At 42.2% G+C, this 16,369-nt stretch carries 15 protein-coding genes; 4 read left to right on the top strand and 11 right to left on the bottom strand.

The genetic code is table 11. The features are described from left to right. Window positions 1-72: 72 nt before the first annotated feature. The gene (locus tag MSG33_RS02895; RefSeq protein ID WP_048624976.1) at window positions 73-531 is read right to left on the bottom strand and encodes an NUDIX domain-containing protein; all 459 of its coding nucleotides are present in this window, start codon (window positions 529-531) and stop codon (window positions 73-75) included. Between the two features lie 184 nt (window positions 532-715). On the opposite strand from MSG33_RS02895, the gene MSG33_RS02890 reads away from it, so the two are divergent. Then, window positions 716-1,621 carry a DMT family transporter gene (locus tag MSG33_RS02890; protein WP_005395238.1) on the top strand — a complete coding sequence of 302 codons (906 nt, stop codon included), beginning with the start codon at window positions 716-718 and terminating at the stop codon, window positions 1,619-1,621. A gap of 82 nt (window positions 1,622-1,703) precedes the next feature. Here MSG33_RS02890 and MSG33_RS02885 read toward each other — a convergent pair whose 3' ends face one another. Continuing rightward, the gene (locus MSG33_RS02885) at window positions 1,704-2,018 is read right to left on the bottom strand and encodes a multidrug efflux SMR transporter (RefSeq protein WP_005395239.1); all 315 of its coding nucleotides are present in this window, start codon (window positions 2,016-2,018) and stop codon (window positions 1,704-1,706) included. Between the two features lie 150 nt (window positions 2,019-2,168). Further along, a complete protein-coding gene (locus MSG33_RS02880; RefSeq protein WP_248379783.1) occupies window positions 2,169-4,274 on the bottom strand; it encodes a M4 family metallopeptidase in 2,106 nt (701 codons plus the stop codon). A 352-nt stretch (window positions 4,275-4,626) separates the two neighbouring features. On the opposite strand from MSG33_RS02880, the gene MSG33_RS02875 reads away from it, so the two are divergent. Further along, window positions 4,627-5,991 (top strand): endonuclease/exonuclease/phosphatase family protein, encoded by a 1,365-nt coding sequence (locus MSG33_RS02875; protein WP_248379781.1) that lies wholly within the window; start codon window positions 4,627-4,629, stop codon window positions 5,989-5,991. 291 nt (window positions 5,992-6,282) lie between these two features. On the opposite strand, the gene MSG33_RS02870 is transcribed toward MSG33_RS02875, so the two are convergent. The 4 genes from MSG33_RS02870 to MSG33_RS02855 form a co-directional block, all read right to left on the bottom strand. Continuing rightward, entirely contained in the window at window positions 6,283-6,816 is a 534-nt protein-coding gene (locus MSG33_RS02870) for a hypothetical protein (RefSeq protein ID WP_047008291.1), read from the bottom strand. Further along, entirely contained in the window at window positions 6,810-7,196 is a 387-nt protein-coding gene (locus MSG33_RS02865; RefSeq protein ID WP_248379779.1) for an MAPEG family protein, read from the bottom strand. The genes MSG33_RS02870 and MSG33_RS02865 overlap by 7 nt, the downstream gene beginning before the upstream one ends. A gap of 207 nt (window positions 7,197-7,403) precedes the next feature. Then, the gene (gene rarD, locus MSG33_RS02860; RefSeq protein ID WP_248379777.1) at window positions 7,404-8,309 is read right to left on the bottom strand and encodes an EamA family transporter RarD; all 906 of its coding nucleotides are present in this window, start codon (window positions 8,307-8,309) and stop codon (window positions 7,404-7,406) included. Window positions 8,310-8,410: 101 nt separating this feature from the next. Then, window positions 8,411-9,133 (bottom strand): sulfite exporter TauE/SafE family protein, encoded by a 723-nt coding sequence (locus MSG33_RS02855; protein ID WP_054867404.1) that lies wholly within the window; start codon window positions 9,131-9,133, stop codon window positions 8,411-8,413. 446 nt (window positions 9,134-9,579) lie between these two features. On the opposite strand from MSG33_RS02855, the gene MSG33_RS02850 reads away from it, so the two are divergent. Beyond that, window positions 9,580-10,116 (top strand): type II secretion system protein, encoded by a 537-nt coding sequence (locus MSG33_RS02850; protein ID WP_104972517.1) that lies wholly within the window; start codon window positions 9,580-9,582, stop codon window positions 10,114-10,116. Between the two features lie 48 nt (window positions 10,117-10,164). On the opposite strand, the gene MSG33_RS02845 is transcribed toward MSG33_RS02850, so the two are convergent. After that, complete coding sequence (locus tag MSG33_RS02845) at window positions 10,165-11,145, bottom strand: chemotaxis protein (protein WP_025998672.1); 981 nt, start codon at window positions 11,143-11,145, stop codon at window positions 10,165-10,167. Window positions 11,146-11,623: 478 nt separating this feature from the next. Between MSG33_RS02845 and MSG33_RS02840 the strand changes: the two genes are divergently transcribed. Continuing rightward, complete coding sequence (locus tag MSG33_RS02840) at window positions 11,624-12,232, top strand: response regulator transcription factor (protein ID WP_053808489.1); 609 nt, start codon at window positions 11,624-11,626, stop codon at window positions 12,230-12,232. Here the strand turns inward: MSG33_RS02840 and MSG33_RS02835 are convergent. The 3 genes from MSG33_RS02835 to MSG33_RS02825 form a co-directional block, all read right to left on the bottom strand. Further along, window positions 12,229-13,116: a LysR family transcriptional regulator gene (locus MSG33_RS02835; RefSeq protein ID WP_005395258.1), complete on the bottom strand. Its 888-nt coding sequence runs from the start codon at window positions 13,114-13,116 to the stop codon at window positions 12,229-12,231. The two genes, MSG33_RS02840 and MSG33_RS02835, sit on opposite strands and share 4 nt — an antisense overlap. A gap of 136 nt (window positions 13,117-13,252) precedes the next feature. Further along, a complete protein-coding gene (locus MSG33_RS02830) occupies window positions 13,253-14,614 on the bottom strand; it encodes a GGDEF domain-containing protein (RefSeq protein ID WP_248379775.1) in 1,362 nt (453 codons plus the stop codon). Between the two features lie 160 nt (window positions 14,615-14,774). Further along, window positions 14,775-15,929, bottom strand: coding sequence for an EAL domain-containing response regulator (locus tag MSG33_RS02825; RefSeq protein WP_104973628.1), 1,155 nt, complete (start codon window positions 15,927-15,929; stop codon window positions 14,775-14,777). Window positions 15,930-16,369: the final 440 nt, after the last annotated feature.

Genomic DNA, 16,369 nt, shown 5'->3' with positions numbered 1-16,369 from the left:
CCGCCTCATTGCGCTGAGAACAAACTTCCATATTCGTTATTTCAAACGTGCTAAAAAGGATGGTTATCTCGTCTAGTCTGTTTGTTCAATCAACGTAAATGGCGTCAACGACTCCACATCCACGTAATGCCTCCACACATGTTCGTAAAGGTGGTGCTGATTTGCAAACGGCGCTAGTCGCTTTGCTTCTTCAAGCGTACACCAACAATACTCAGTGTGTTCTTCGTTAAGTACAACCGATTGGTTAGGTGGACAAAGTAATACGAAGCATGGAATAACCATGATGCGGTTATTTTTTGCTTCGTAGAACTGTTCTAGAAAGTCTGCAGTATGTAACTCAACATCGTCAATTTGCGTCTCCTCTTTCAGTTCTCTGAGAATAGTTTGCCATCCGGTTTCACCGGCCTCTACACCACCAGCAACATGGCACCAATAACCACCTTTAACACGTTTGAGCAACAGCATTTTATCGACGCCATCAATTTTAGAAATGACAACGCCAGAAGTATGCGTTGCTTGTACTGGGATCATGTATGCTCCTTAAATATCTAGATATTTCCTAGATGCACTCCATGCGCGAATGAAAGATAGGGTTGCTTGAGAACCCATAGTCTACTGCTTATTCTCACTCTCGGCAGATGTGTTTGAATATCACGGATCATTTTGTGAGCTGAGTATGCTAAAGTGCGATCTGTCGCAACAAATGAGCAGTAAAATGTCTAATTCATTCAACACTCTGGTTCCCATTGGTGTGCGCTTTATGGTGCTCTCCGCATTCGGTTTCGCGCTAATGTCTGCCACAGTAAAGCATGTCAGTCTTCATGGTATCCCTGTATTTGAGATTGTTGCAGCGAGGGCACTCGTCTCACTTGTTATCAGCTATTTAGATGTTAAGCGAAAACGAATTTCTGTATGGGGCAATAATAAGCCATTACTGTTTGCGCGTGGCGCAGTGGGCACCATGGCATTGATGTGCGTATATTATTCGGTGACTACCTTACCTTTGGCAGAAGCGACCATCTTCCAATACATTCACCCAGTATTTACTGCGCTCCTAGCCGTCTTTTTCTTGAAGGAACGCATTCAACCATCGACGTTCCTTTGCATTGCCTTGTGCTTACTCGGCATCTATATAATGGTAAGTCCAGAAACAGGACAAGAAGCAGAGCGCACTTTACCTATGTTTAGCGTAATGATTGCAATCTTGGGCGCATTTGGTAGCTCAATTGCTTATGTCATTGTTAGAAAACTCAGCCAAACTGAAGATAGTTCAGTGATCATTTTCTATTTCCCTCTGGTTGCTCTACCCGCTTCACTCTTACTGATTGGCGATGATTTTGTTATGCCCGACCTGTATCTGACTTTCATGTTGGTTTTGGTTGGTGTATTCACCCAAGTTGGGCAATTGGGATTAACCAAAGCAATGCAAACTCAGCAAGCGGGCAAAGCGTCTGCTTACTCGTATATTCAGATCGTATTTTCTGTGTTGTTAGGCATCATTTTCTTCGGCGAAATCCCGCTCATTTGGACGTACATCGGTGGTGCACTAATTGTAGCGGGCGCACTCATTAACGTATTTGGTCACCATTTGCGATTGCCATTCGTTAAGCGCAGCGCTTAACCCTTCAGCCCCAAAGCGAGACAACACTAAAACGTAAAAAGCCAGAGTCGACTCTGGCTTTCTTTTTATGTTTAAACTGACGTTAAGCGGATAATTTTAATCCAGCGATACCGGCAACAATAAGCAGTAAACTCAGCAATTTTATCAGCGTCGCGGGCTCGTTAAATATGTAGATACTGACGATTGCCGTTCCAATCGCTCCTATACCTACCCAAACGCCGTAAGCGATACCGAGTGGTAGCGTCCTTAATGCAATTCCAAGTAACCAAAAGCTCAACACCATAAACGTAACGGTAAAGCCAGATGCCGCCAATTTGGTAAAACCTTGTGAGTATTTTAGTCCGACAGCCCATGCCACTTCGCATAAGCCAGCAATGAAGAGAATTCCCCAAGCCATGTCATATTTCCCAACGAGATGGGGTCGTCCCCGAGAAAAGATAGAGCGGTGAGGTCGTCCTCACTTCTTTGTGACTCGCTATTATATACAGAAAATTGAACGTAAAAAAATAAGGCCCTGATATTTCAGAGCCTCTTTACATAAAAATCGCTAGGGCTTAGCGATGATGAATACGGTACCATCCGTCAACGTAAAGCTAACCTCACTGGTTTTCTTTCCGATACCGGATAAACTGCACTCGTTATCGTTATCACACGGCGTATTTGAAATAACATTCCACACGCCATTCATCAAGCCAGAACCAGTAATAATCGCCGTCCATGTTTTACCATTGTTGATTGATTGTGTAGTAACTTCATCAGATGGTGGTGGCGCCTCTTCTCCTACATAACTTGCTTCCACATTCAAGTTACTGTAGCTGCTGTAAGCGTACACACCAATGTGCCACGTTCCTTCATTCGGAGAAGTAATACTACATGCTTCATTACTGTTGCCACTGTATGAGCGACAATCGTAGCTGGTTAAACTTGGTTCACTTCCCAGCTTAACATAAAGATCCGCATCGCCGTTTGCTCCCGATGTGGTAACAGTAAAGTCTGAACTGTTGGTAGGCACATCAATCGTAAAACAATGCCACTCACCAGTAGATGAAGAGTCTATGTTGCTGGAAACACCATTGTTTAGGGCGATAGCCTCACACGTGCTAGATGGTGGCTCGACGACTCCGCCATCAACTGAAACACCGACCTGAGCAAAAGCATCGGCTACATCATTCGCCGCCACGTTTAAGCTTTGGGCGGCCGCCAATACACCCGCAGCTGCAGAGTCAAACGTTTCGCTTGGCGTCCAGTAGTTCTGGTTAGCGTACGCAAAAACCTCGAACGCTTGTCGCGTTCCCCAATTGTACTCAACCGCCAATAGATAAAACGCTTTGTTAAACACACCACTTGAATAATGCACATCCATGCCACTCACATACTGAGACGCGTGATCAATTGAACGACCATCAAGGGGCGGATTATCCATGTAGCGCAGCGCCGCATTGGCAGCCTTTCTAATATCGTACCCAACTTTCCAATCGTTAGAACCACGTGAATAGAATTCAGCCGCCTCACCTGCCATATCTGAGAAAGCCTCATTGATTCCGCCAGATTGCTCTGAATAAATCAGATCAGAGTTTTGTTCTGTAAATCCATGACTAACCTCGTGCGCTGAGACATCTAAACTCACTAAAGGATAGAAATAACTCGCACCGTCGCCAAAAGTCATGCTCGAGCCATTCCAAAAGGCGTTTTCATAGCGTTTGCGGTAATGCACTCGCATTTGAAGCTGAAACGTTAAGGGAGCAGTATTCAGCCAATCTTTGTACATGTCGTATACCACTTTGCCAAAGTAATGCGCATCGTTTAACGGGCTGTACGCTCCATTAATTTCTTTAACACTATTGGTTGGACAAACGAACGTATGTGTATTGCCAGACGTCCTACCATTCAAGTTGATGGTTTTGACCACGCCAAGAATGTCCATCAAACACGTATCACCGGATTGCTGGACTAATAGAGACTCAAAGTCCACACCATAATGATAACGACCAATTTTTTGGTTTCCTCCCGGACCATTCGCTTCTACGTGCGCTAACCCTTCATATTGCAGCAAAATGTTTCCTGTTTTAGCATCAACAAGAAAGGTGGGACGCGTAGGCTTACCACCATGCTCATTATCAGCAAAAAACTGGACAATATAAGCTAAGTGCGCCACGTCACTTTTATCGACATAAATACGCAAACCTTGGCGCTGATTATCTATTTGGTATCCGTTTTCACGGTACGACTTTTGCGTTGAAGACATTACTTGAGAAAGCGACAATCTAGGCACCATATCATTGATATCTCGGGCAATATCCTTTACGAGAGTGCCGTTGATGTGCTTGATTTGGCCCTGTTTATCACGATGTACGACAATTTGCTTGCCCCAAATCGGGACGCCTTTAAACATCTGCTGATAACGACTATGCGTACCGCCGTTTTTACCTTGGTTGGTTTTCAGCTTTTGTACACGATTTCCATTTTGTAAACCTAACACACGATCTATATTTTGTGTGGCTGCAAGGTTGCGTTTTTCTAAAGCAACAACAAGACCATGGTTTTGCTCTAGCCGTTCGGACTGAGCGGCGGATAAAGATGTTGAAAAAAGAAGTGGTGAAGCAAGCATTGCCGTGACAAATAACCTGCTCTGATAGTTTGATACTGAACCCATCGGTTAGCCCCCTATTTTGCATCAATAGCAAAGCCAAACTGACCAGTTCTTATTTGTTTGTTTCTCACCCGAAAGTGAAGTCAAACTTATCGTAATCATCCCGCTCATTGATTTTAGCACACACAATCATACAGCTTATGTTTTAGTGCCATTTCATCTATTAAAAGCGACACCGTTTTTTAACAATTTGCATATAACCTTTTGGTGTTGAAAGTGTTGCGTTTATTGCACAAATCACACAAAAACTAATTGAACATGTAAATATGAAAACGTTTGTGTGATTGATATCGCTTAAAACAATTACTGATGACTTTAATATTCAGCCGAATCAATTATAAGGTATGACATACCCATGAAAACAATCAAAACCTCTATCGCTCTCCTGATTGGCGCCGCTCTATTATCTGGATGTAATGACGACACTGAATACGTCAATGTTCAGCCTAAAGAAGTAAAAATAGCGACTTACAACCTCTCTTTTGACCGTGCAACTTTTGAAGCTTTAGTGAGTGAAATGCAAATTGAACCAGCGCAGCAAACTGTATTGGTTAATGCCTATTTAGACGGTTCTATCACCGCTGAAGACAAAACCACTGCGGAAAAAGTCATTCAAATTCGAAACGTTGCTGCGATTATTCAGAAGAATCGCCCTGACGTTCTTATGATGGCGGAATACAACAACGACGGAACAGGCGAAAACAAAGCTGCCCTTGAAGGCTTCCAGAAGAACTACCTGTCTGTCGCGCAAAGCATCAATGGTGCAGGCGGTGAAGCGAACCTTGAACCTATCGAATATCCTTACGCGGAGTCTTACTCTACAAACACAGGTTTGCTAAGCGAGTTTGACCTCGACAACAATGGAACAGCAGGTCAAATGCCGGGCGATGCATGGGGCTTTGGCATGTACCACGGTCAATACGCCTTTGCCCTAATGTCTAAATACAAGATTGATACGGCAAATACGCGTACGTTCCAAGCGTTTAAATGGAAAGATATGGAAGGTGCGAAGATTCCAACCATTACTATCTGTGACGGCTCACAAAAGATTCCAGATGGCATGAAGTGTGGTGATGAGTGGTACTCTGCAGAAGAATGGGATCAAGTACGCCTATCTTCTAAAAACCACGTAGATGCACCAATTATCATTCCGACTCGCAATGGCGAGGAAGTTGTGCATCTACTGATGTCGCACCCTACTCCACCAGTATTCGATCCAGGTAAAAACAAAGCGCAAAACGCAGCCGAAGTAGAGTTCTGGCATCACTACATTCAAGGTAAAGACTATTTCTACGACGATGCAGGTAAGAAAGGCGGCTTATCGAGCGGGGTTAAATTCGTAATGATGGGCGATCAAAACCTTGATCCCGTGGCCGGTGACGGTATTAGCTCTGTAATGCAAGAACTGCATAATGATCCATTGGTTAACCAAACCGTGATGAATGGCGAGCTTTATCCGACAAGCTTTGGGGCAGCCGAACACGCTGTTGACCGCAGCTCCACTCACCCATATCCAAATCGCATCACTTCGACGTTTGGCTTGGGTGTAGATTATGCCTTGCCTTCTGCAAACCTAAATGTGGTGGACTCTGGCGTATACTGGTCAGCTTCTTATGAAGAAGGTCGTAAGCTATTTAACGATGCGCGTATTGGTAAGTATGGTGATGGCAAAGATGTGTCTTCCGACCATCGCATGATCTGGATTAAAGCACAGTTCTAAACTGTGTCATTTAAATAAAAAAAGCCAACCACAAGGATTCGTGATTGGCTGTATATATTTGTGAACAAAGTGGTTCACTAACAACGTCAGTTGGCTAGGTGACCCTCGGCTTAGAAAGGGTCACTCATACTAAAGCATGAGGCGTGCCAACTTTGCAGCGCACAAAAACAGGTTGTTATTTAATCACTTTCATTAAAACTTCACCAATAGCCACTGTTTGCTCACGCAATGAATTGCAATTTGCAAATTATTATTGGCATTTCGCAATAAACCCTACCATTAACTTTTGTTCTATGGCTTCCTAGCCAAATCACGTGCGAGGATTAATGCGAGTCCGAATACTTGTAAGAAGAGCCCGATATTCTTGTACCAAGCGATCTTTTCATCTTGCTTTGCCATTACCTCATTGAGCTCTACATTCTCAATGTAATAGTCATCAATGCGATCTCTATACGAAGCTTGTGCTTGGTTTATCTTTGACATTAGCTGAGGGAGTTTATCTATTTGTATTTCATCCGATTCGTGATGAGTCCAAGAGGATAAGTGCCCTTCCAATATCTGTTCTATCTCCGAAGGTATCGCTGCGCTCTGACCTATGTGCAAGTGAAGCAGCAACGCCTCTCTTTTTCTTTCTAGAGTTTCAACGCTATTCCACGCGAGTTGGATGGAATACAAGTTTTCCGCCTTTTGCTCTGCGAGTTGCGAATACTGTTTGCCAAGCCTATCAAGGACCAAGCTAGTAAGAACGATCGCGCCAATATTCAGTACTAACCCAATCAGAACGAGTACCCATGGCGGCGGGATATAGCTACGAAGACTTACCATAACTTATCGTACGGAAGATAAATCATATTCAACACAACCAGCGAAAGTATCGCTAGGAATGTCACCTGCATGCCCCTAACACGCCTTTTTAAGTCCTCTTTCAATATACCTCGAGCATGGATAATTCGACCGATCACGAAAATAATGCCTGTGAGATGTATCCAGGTTGGGTAAGCACTATTGGATTCTAATAGTGCCATTAGAATCAGAGTAATGGGGATATATTCTGTCGCGTTACTCTGTGCACTACGAGCGATTTGGAGAGCCTCTACTCCTCCGTCAGCATAAGCAACCTGATTTAAGCGACGCTGCTTAATCACTTGAACGGCCAACCAAATAATCAGTATTGCAAGAATGCTAGCGTATAGAGCTGTGATCATATGTCGTCCTTTTTGATCCGGTTTTCATTATATAGCGTGTCACTTGGCTATAAATATAGCGGTATCCTAATGATAATGCGTCAATTAACCTCAAATTATGATTTGACTCGAATATAAGAAAACGAGTAAGAGAATACTTTATGGAACTAAAAACGCCCTCGAATAGAGGGCGTGAGAGTGAAATCGTGAATATTCAAGAATGGTGCACTATAAAGGATGATTGGCCAGCTTTTTACGCTTATGCCCTTTGACAATACTTTCAAAGATTGTAAATAACAGCCCCACCCAAATAAAGGCAAAGGTCACTGCTTTAACTTCATCAAACAGTTCACCGAAAAACATCACAGCCAAAACAAACTGCAAACTTGGTTCAATGTATTGCATTAAACCAACTGTCGATAAGTTTGTTATACGTATCGCGATAGAATAAAAAATCAGTGGTAAAAGCGTGATCGGTGCGCTGCCAAAGTACAAAAGCAATGTTGTGATATCTACGCCTGAAGCCAACTCACCCACTGTCCATTGTTTGTAAAACAAATACGCCACGGCAACTGGAGTCAATAGCAGGGCCTCAACAAACAAGGTGGCGCTCCAGTCGTATGTTATCTTCTTCTTGTACAAGCCATACAAAGCAAAGAACAACCCCATCGTTAGTGCGATAACAGGCAACTGGCCATAATGAATCACTTGATACATCACGCCAATTGTTGCTAGCACAATTGCGATGAGTTTGCCTTTTGAAAGCTTATCTCCAAGAATAAACACGCCTAACGCCACTGACACCAACGGTCCAATAAAAAAGCCTAAGCTTGCATCAATGACTCGATGGTGAGTCAAAGCCCAAGTGAACGCACTCCATGAAATACACATCAAGCTGCTCGCGACAAACGTGTACCACAAAGATTTTTTGTCACACCAGATTTCTTTCCAATTCGGTCCTCGACGGGTTATACCAAGCACAATTAAAAAACCGACAGGAACTGAGCCGATGATTCGCCATGCCAGTAACTCATCCATTGAAGCATTCGGTAAATAACGATAATAAATGGGTAACAGCCCCCAAATTACAAAGGAGAATGCTGCCATAAAAGTGCCATAACGAGTGTTATTCATAAAACTATCGCTCATCTAAACGAACAAGTCAGCGCAAACAAATCGCGCTATGCATAATAAAAGGAGATCGATATCCCTGTGAGTTTAAGATGCTGAGGGCATTACTGGTTCAACGCTTGTACTACTGCTGTAAACCCACTCACAAAACACAACATAAGTGCTCCAAACCGAATTTTTTCTTTTGGTAACGATTGGGTGGTTTTCATCGCGAGCCAATACCCAAGTGCTGCCGCAGGTAATAGCGGAATAGTAATCACCAAATGGTGTAATGTGAAGAAACCAGCGGGAATTTGAACAACGAGCGAAATGATGGAACTGAAAACAAAAAATGCCGACAGGTTACCACGTAACTGATTCGCTTCTTGATGTTGCAACAACAACGCCATCGGTGGGCCTCCAATCGCCGAACTGGTACCAAACAATCCAGAAAAGAATCCTGCTAATGTCATACGCGATGGTGTGGGTTCAACCCGAAACGGTAAAACACTCACCACAACCGCGAATAACACCAAAAAACCAATCCAAAGTGTAAGGGCTTGAGTCGAGACAAAAAACAGTAGCAAGCCGCCAGCGACCGATCCGGGTACACGCCCAATCAATGCCATTTTTAAACCGCCGATTTCAACACTACTGCGGTGCTTCATCGCATTCATCAACGAAATAAATAACGCGACTAAACAGATTGGTGCAGGCACATACTCCGGCGCCCAAAGAATCAGTAAAGGTGCGGCAACAATTGCCAAGCCAAAGCCTATTGCGGTTTGTACATAAGAGCCAAGAAATATTAGCCCTATCGCAAGCAAGTTTATCGAATCGAATTCCATTTAGATTATTCTTATATTTGAAAGCCAAACACGAAACCAAAGCACATTCGCACGATGAATGCGTCGAGTGTGTTGTGATATGAATCTCGCGTAGCATTCATCAAAGTGAACAAAAAGACAATCCATTTGTGCGGTTTGCCGTCACTTCTTTTCGTCTTTCATTCAGCCAATGTACACGTATGCTTATATCTAGACGAATTCATGCTCGACTGTTCATACAGCATTTCTTCAACGGAATTAATGACTGCTCAAAAACGGCCGCATTAGATCTTTGACCCCTCCTCCCGCTCTATGTAGGCGTAGCCGATTCTCACTACGTCGGTATAGCACTTTATGACTCATCGCTTTATACTATTGATCATTTTGTCATTACCGTACTTATTTACACAACAACAAGTGTACGGTCAGTGTTACTTTTTCTACCTTTAACTTGCTGTGAAAATAATATGAGAAAACAAACTGGATTTACTCTAATAGAGTTAGTCGTAGTTCTTGTCGTGCTCGGCATTCTTGCTGTCACTGCCGCACCACGCTTTTTAAACCTTCAAAGTGATGCGCGTGAAGCGCGTTTAGAAGGCATGAAGGGCGCGATTGCATCAGCGCTCGGTGTCGGTTATGGGAAAATGGCGATTGCAGGGTTGGAACACTATCCATATATATCAAACAAACACACAGACGCAGGTTCAGGTAAAGGCCCTGAAAATTTGCCTTTCTCAGGTTGTGAGTTGAATGGTTCTCTTAGCTGTACATTTAGGTACGGTTACCCAGATGCAGATGAAACAAGCTTAGCTATATTAGTCTCAGAACTTGAGAATCAGTATGGAGATAGTGACTGGAAAATTGTTCAAACTAACAACATTAAAGTCGTTATTTCAGCAAGAGATGATAAAAATAGCAGTTTAACTCAATGTGGGATTTTATATGGACCACCGCAGGGTCCAAACGAAAATTATACCTTGGAAATTCTTCCATGTTCACAATAAAATAAGGCTGCCCATCGGCAGCCTTATTTTCAATCTTATCGGGTTTGTTTACGCAAAGTTAAACACGTATTTATCCATCATATTCACCATACGGCCAATCTCTGGCTTGGTAATCGTATCATTTGCGCCAAGAGACAGTGCTTTCGCTCGGTTATCCTCACTCATCAATGATGAGAACATAATGATCGGCATTTCATGAAACGCTTCAGTATCGCGTAGTCTCTTCACTAAGTGCATACCATCCATTCGAGGCATTTCTACGTCCGTAACCACCGCATCTAGCAGCTCTTTAACTGGCAAGTTTTCTTCTTTCGCGACCTCGATTAAGCTCATTAATTTCTCATGAGCCTCACCACCGTCTTTACAAGTGATCACATTGTAACCTGAAGAAGCTAATGTATCTTGAATCAAAGAGCGAATAAATGCTGAGTCATCCACCACCATGATCGTTTTAGCATTACGCTTACCCACCATTCTCTGGTTTAGATCTACCGACTTATCCCCTTTCACATCGTATTTTTCCATACTCAGCTCTGGGTTAATATCCGCGATGATTTTTTCAAAGTCGAGAATCATGATCAGGTTGCCTTCTTTGCGAACAACGGCCACTACACAATCTTGTTCGCCCGCTTCCAAAAACTGACTTGGTGATTCCACATCATTCCAAGAGATACGATGAATACGTGAAATACTATCAATCAGAAAGCCATTGGTCATTTTGTTGAAATCAGTAACGATAACAAACTTACGCTCTAGGTCCTGGCGTGTTGGTACACCTAACCAACCAGCTAAATCTACTAAAGGCGTCAATACATCTCTGGACGAAAACACCCCGATCATGTGAGGTTGTGCGTTTGGATAATCGGTTGTCTCTGGTACGCGAATCACTTCTCGTACTTTCGCAACGTTGATGCCGTAATAACAAGTTTTTGTGCTGCCATCCGGCAATGTTTTTTCTAAATGAAACTCGATGATTTCAAGCTCATTGGTACCACTTTCTGTCAAAATGGTGCTGGTTACGTTACTCATAAAGCCAATTATCCAACCAAAATACGCATCAGAAAAAGTTTGATGCAAACGCCATGAGAAGCCATTCTCAGGCTAAAAATCCAAGCATCCTTTTTAGTCGTTACAACAAAGTTTGTAAACCACCAAAAGGACGGCCAACGCACATTTCCATATCAAACTGTGAAAAAATGTCTCATTTTTGAACAGGATAACATGAGTTAACTTAGTGCGAGCTTACCTTCCCACTTTTAGCGGCCATTTCGATAAAAAGTTTAGGGTTAATATTGATGTTTTTCGTTGGCCTATCACTATTCCCACACATATGAAATCCCTCGTGTATTGGCGTATTCGACAGTATCTTATTCAATTGTGCTCAGTGAATTTCAATTATAGAAAATGTCATTTTACTTTCCACCAGCAAGGTTTTTCCTACAATCCCTCTTAATACAATCATATTGCGTTGGGCGGTATGACAGCTCGGATAGTAGTGAGGCTCCATTTGAATAATGTTCTTATCATTGATGACCAACCACTTTACAGCGAAGCACTGACTTCTCTTGTTGAGAGCGTAATCAACACAGCCGAAGTCATTCAGTCGAAAGACAGCGCAGAAGTAATGGACTTAGTTCGAAATACAAAAATTGATTTTATTATTCTAGACGTTGTCCTTGGTGATCGAGATGGTATGCGTTTGGCGAAGAATATTTTAGCAACGGGCTATCAAGGTAAATTACTTTTCATTTCTTCACGCGACTATTCCAGCCTTTCTAAAGCGGCTTACGAGATGGGAGCTCATGGTTTCTTAAATAAAAACGAGACAAAAGAAGCGATTACTGACGCGATTGTGAGTGTCTCACGTGGGTACTCTATGTTTAAGTCTACTCACGCTCCTTCTACTGGTGATGTCACGCTATCCAATCGCGAAGCCATGGTGTTCCACTACTTAGCTCAGGGCTATTCAAATAAACGTATTTCAGAACAACTATCGCTCAGCGCTAAAACCATCAGCACTTACAAAACTCGTATTTTGAAAAAATACCATGCAGATTCATTGATTGAATTACTGCATACGATCCCAAGCGCTGAAAACATTCAATGCGATCGTTAGTTCTTCATATATTTTGCAATGGCATCGGTTAATATCTGGTGCATTGCGTCGTGACGATGGCTTTGCTTCATCTGAAGTACAACCTTTGGCCAGCCATTGGGGTAATAAGATTCAGGAATACGAATAAAACGGTATCCTTCGATTGGCGCCTGATACTCCAGAAAAACCGTCGCCGCCTTTTTTTGTTTGAGCAGCTTTAGCACACTGCTCACGTTATCTAGCGCTGCAATTCGATTGATCACCATACCGTGATTCTCCATTGCTCGTTTTGCAAGCTGCTCTTTCTCTTTCCAACCGATAATTTCAAGCATAATAAATGGCAGTTTGGCAGCCTCTTCAAGAGTGGTGATCCCAAGCTCTTCCGGAACAACAACCACAGCAGGCGCGTAACCAATAAATTTCTGATGGATAGATTTTGGCAATTCATCATTGAAGTAATGAAGCTGAGCATCCACTTTGCCTAAAAGGATTTCGTCCACCGTATATTCCGTGATGGTTGCGACAGTAATATGAGCTTTAGGAAACAGCGTCATTAAATCCATCGCCAACAAGTGTCCAAATGAGTACTGAGCCGTTTGGGGTAAGCAGACCGTTATATCCTTACTGTATTTTTCTGGTTTGAATTCTGATCGAACTAAGCATGTTTCTAAGTTATCTAATGCATCTGCAATTTTGGGTAGCTGACGCATCAGAAAGTTGGTGGGTTCTAAATGATGTGGGTGACGAATGAATAGTTCATCACCAAGTTGGATGCGTAAGCGAGCAAGATATTTACTGACCGACGCCTCACTCTTACCCAAGGCTTTCGCTACGGGTTTAAGCTGACGATGCTTTTCTAACAGAACCAGTATTTTTAATAGGTTTAGATCAAGGTCTTTGTTCACGATACAGTACCAGTTGGGTCTTATGCTAATCAGCAATCAAAGGAGCATTATGCATTGCTCGACTAATATAAAAGACCAAGGGTACTGCTTGGTCAAATTTATCAAACAGTTATGTCATGGTTATGTATTGTTGTCCTCAAACACGCTGTTTTTTCATTTCATATAATTCTTCATCTGCTCTCACGATCACCTCTTGCAGCGTTTCATCCTCTTCGCGCGCAGCAACACCAGTACTAACGCTGATCTCTATATCTAATGTACTTAAACGATTGTGTTTAACAACGCCACGGAGCTTTTTCGCTAACATGGAAGCTTTGCTCATGCTGCATCCGGGCAAAATGACAATAAACTCATCACCACCAGTCCTGACTAAGTAGTCACTGTTCCGAAAAACCTTTCTCATTGAGTCTGCAATAATAACAATGACTTCATCGCCAACATGGTGTCCGTAACGATCATTAATCTTCTTGATACGATTTCCATCAATCGCAATGATAGAGTATGGTTCAACCTCCATCCGATGTTTAAACCGCTCTTCTTTAAATACTCGCCGATTTAATAATCCGGTTAAGTCATCTTGCGTTACATCACTCAGAGCATTTTCTAATTGAATTTTGCTCTGTTTAGATTCATTGGCTTTTCGATAATAGGCGAACGCAACGACAGAATAGATGACAAGAATAAAGCTGTAGTCCACCACTATTTTACTAAACGGATATTGGTAAATAACAAGATTATTATTGTCGGCAACATAGGATTGAGTATAAGCAAAATGAGCTAAGGGGTAGCTCGGAAAGTAAATAATTATCTGCTTATTTCCGTTACTAACCTCTACGTCAACGGCTTTGCCTTCATTATAAAGCGATGATAAATACAGTTGTTCCGAAAATTCGCCGACAAGCTTCCCTCTATAGTAGACGGGACTCATGATACTTAATGCCATCTCATCTGAATACGTGGTTTTGAAGGGCTTAGAGATAAGAACTCGGTCGGAGAGCTGCTCTTTCCACGCGGCAAGAATACAAGCGTAATTCACTCTGCACCATTCTATATCAAACGTCTCTTTAGATCCCTCTAGAGCTGGGATTGGTCGTTCTAAGATGAGTTTGTCACTAGTGTAAGAACGAAAGTACAATATGGCGTCTTCTCTATCGTAGACATTGGACAAATGAGCTTCTGCTTGGTGTAGTGCTTTACGAGCAACAGTTTCCACATAATCTAGGTTTTTATACGGCTTTAAAGCATAAATTGCATCTTGAAAACTGAAGTCAGTCAGTACTTCTATTTGTTCGATACTGAAGTTTTCATACTGCGCCAATTGAGCTTCGGTCAACAAGCCTAGCAGAATGACCTTCTGCTTTGTTTTTGCTAAATTGTTAGCGTACGTATTAAATTGCTTCTCCTCATAAGAGATGAGTACAGCACCAATCATGGTCACCGATACAATAAATAACAACATCGCAACCGCAAAAGAAGAAACAAAACTTCTTACATTCATAACACTTTATGTTCCCACTACTTTTGCAAGTTCAATAACATCATTCACATTAAGCTTGTCTAGAAATCAACGTTTCTTGGTACTCACGGTTTTATCACTGATAGCCACACAGATAAGCATTTGATCATCAAAGATCAAACAGTTCAATTTTTTCATATTTTTACTTCAAAATAGTGATTACCTCTAACGGCATGGGCTTATCAATGTAAAAGCCTTGGCAGATGTCTATTCCACATTCGCGCATGGTTTTATAGGTTACTTCGTCTTCGACACCTTCTGCGACAATACGAATATTGAGGCTTTTCGCTAAAGCACAAATAGCGATGACAATGCTTTTCTTTTTCAGGTCTTCACTCGCTCCGTAGACAAAAACGCGGTCAAGTTTGATCTCGTTAAAAGGTAACTTTGCCAACTTTTCAAATGTAGATGAGCCCGTACCAAAATCATCAATTGATACCGTGACACCTTTCATTCTGAGTTTGATGAGGTTTTTGTAGATAGACGTGCTAGCTTGGAAAGCTTCCCGCTCTGTAATCTCAATGGTGATTTGTGACGGGTCGACACCACTTTCCGAGCATTGTTGAATAAAACGATGCGAGAAGTCAGGGTCGTTCAAGTTTTCGTGGTCGACATTAATCGAGACCTTTTGGGTTAATCCCCTATTGTTGATGTCATAGATTGTATTAATCAGCACTGATTGAAAAAGTTCAGAAGACAAATGGCATCGTTTTACGATCGGAAGAAAGTGGTTTGGTAACAACACGCCATAAATAGGATGCACCCAACGCGCTAACGCTTCATAACCTAAAAGCTCACCACTGTGTGCGTCTACCAAAGGTTGGTAATAATTCTTCACTCGCCCTTCACCCAAAGCAAATAAAAACTCTTGGTCTTGCAGTGCGATAGGTTGAGCAAACGCTGTTTTTCGCGTTCTTTCATCTTTTATTTGGTTGAGGAGTTTAACCACTTGCATTTCGTCGTACGGCTTAGGCAGTTCTCCTAATATCTCAAAACTAAACCCTTCGCACATTTCTCGTACTGCCGAGATGATGCTCTGCTCCAACAAACTGACTAGCACGACTTGCCCGTGATACTGAATTTGGTCGAATACTTCCAAGATGTCGATACCGCCTTTTCCCGGCATCTGGAGATCGCAAAAGATCACATCAAAATATTGCTCTTGTGCACATTGACTAGCAGTGTCCACACAATTGAATGTACTGACTGAAGCGCCACTATGACCCAATATTTGGGTAAGTATCTTGGTTTGTAGAGGATGACCATCAATCACCATCACATTAAGCTGTGTATTCATTTATCTCTATCCAATAGTCTATATTTTCGATCTCCTGCTCGATTGGTTAAATTAATCCTGCCACTCGCTGATCAAAATCGACCAGCATTACTCAGCCTCAATGTAAAACTCAGTCTGCTTGTCTGTTCTCAATAACTGTCACTATCAATGAGTTAAAAAAGAAACTACTGGCAAAAATGTGGCAACGGACAACGCTGTAATACGACTTATCGTACTGAGCATAAAGCCTTACTCGGACTGGGCAGTCAGATTAATTTGTGTCGGCTAAAAGTCAAATTTCGACTAATAGCGAAATGAAATATAAATTACTGATATAAAGATAAAAATTTGAAATAAGTCAGAAAAAACCGACAAAACAACCCACCTTTGACTACACAATATTTGCGCTTAATATCTCACCAAAGTGAATACTTGTTGTAAGTCCGTTGGCGAGCATACTC

Origin of the sequence: Vibrio sp. 1CM7H (assembly GCF_023161645.1) — a bacterium.
Lineage (GTDB): Bacteria > Pseudomonadota > Gammaproteobacteria > Enterobacterales > Vibrionaceae > Vibrio > Vibrio diabolicus.
Note: the sequence above shows the minus strand (reverse complement) of the source record. Positions and strands in the feature narration are given on the sequence as shown.

Excerpts from the sequence above, each read along its gene's own strand:
- MSG33_RS02845 (WP_025998672.1), bottom strand. The coding sequence starts at position 11,145 with ATGAGTAACGTAACCAGCACCATTTTGACAGAAAGTGGTACCAATGAG.
- MSG33_RS02880 (WP_248379783.1), bottom strand. The coding sequence starts at position 4,274 with ATGGGTTCAGTATCAAACTATCAGAGCAGGTTATTTGTCACGGCAATG.
- MSG33_RS02825 (WP_104973628.1), bottom strand. The coding sequence starts at position 15,929 with ATGAATACACAGCTTAATGTGATGGTGATTGATGGTCATCCTCTACAA.
- MSG33_RS02885 (WP_005395239.1), bottom strand. The coding sequence starts at position 2,018 with ATGGCTTGGGGAATTCTCTTCATTGCTGGCTTATGCGAAGTGGCATGG.
- MSG33_RS02875 (WP_248379781.1), top strand. The coding sequence starts at position 4,627 with ATGAAAACAATCAAAACCTCTATCGCTCTCCTGATTGGCGCCGCTCTA.
- MSG33_RS02870 (WP_047008291.1), bottom strand. The coding sequence starts at position 6,816 with ATGGTAAGTCTTCGTAGCTATATCCCGCCGCCATGGGTACTCGTTCTG.
- MSG33_RS02895 (WP_048624976.1), bottom strand. The coding sequence starts at position 531 with ATGATCCCAGTACAAGCAACGCATACTTCTGGCGTTGTCATTTCTAAA.
- MSG33_RS02830 (WP_248379775.1), bottom strand. The coding sequence starts at position 14,614 with ATGAATGTAAGAAGTTTTGTTTCTTCTTTTGCGGTTGCGATGTTGTTA.
- MSG33_RS02855 (WP_054867404.1), bottom strand. The coding sequence starts at position 9,133 with ATGGAATTCGATTCGATAAACTTGCTTGCGATAGGGCTAATATTTCTT.
- rarD (WP_248379777.1), bottom strand. The coding sequence starts at position 8,309 with ATGAATAACACTCGTTATGGCACTTTTATGGCAGCATTCTCCTTTGTA.
- MSG33_RS02850 (WP_104972517.1), top strand. The coding sequence starts at position 9,580 with ATGAGAAAACAAACTGGATTTACTCTAATAGAGTTAGTCGTAGTTCTT.
- MSG33_RS02865 (WP_248379779.1), bottom strand. The coding sequence starts at position 7,196 with ATGATCACAGCTCTATACGCTAGCATTCTTGCAATACTGATTATTTGG.
- MSG33_RS02890 (WP_005395238.1), top strand. The coding sequence starts at position 716 with ATGTCTAATTCATTCAACACTCTGGTTCCCATTGGTGTGCGCTTTATG.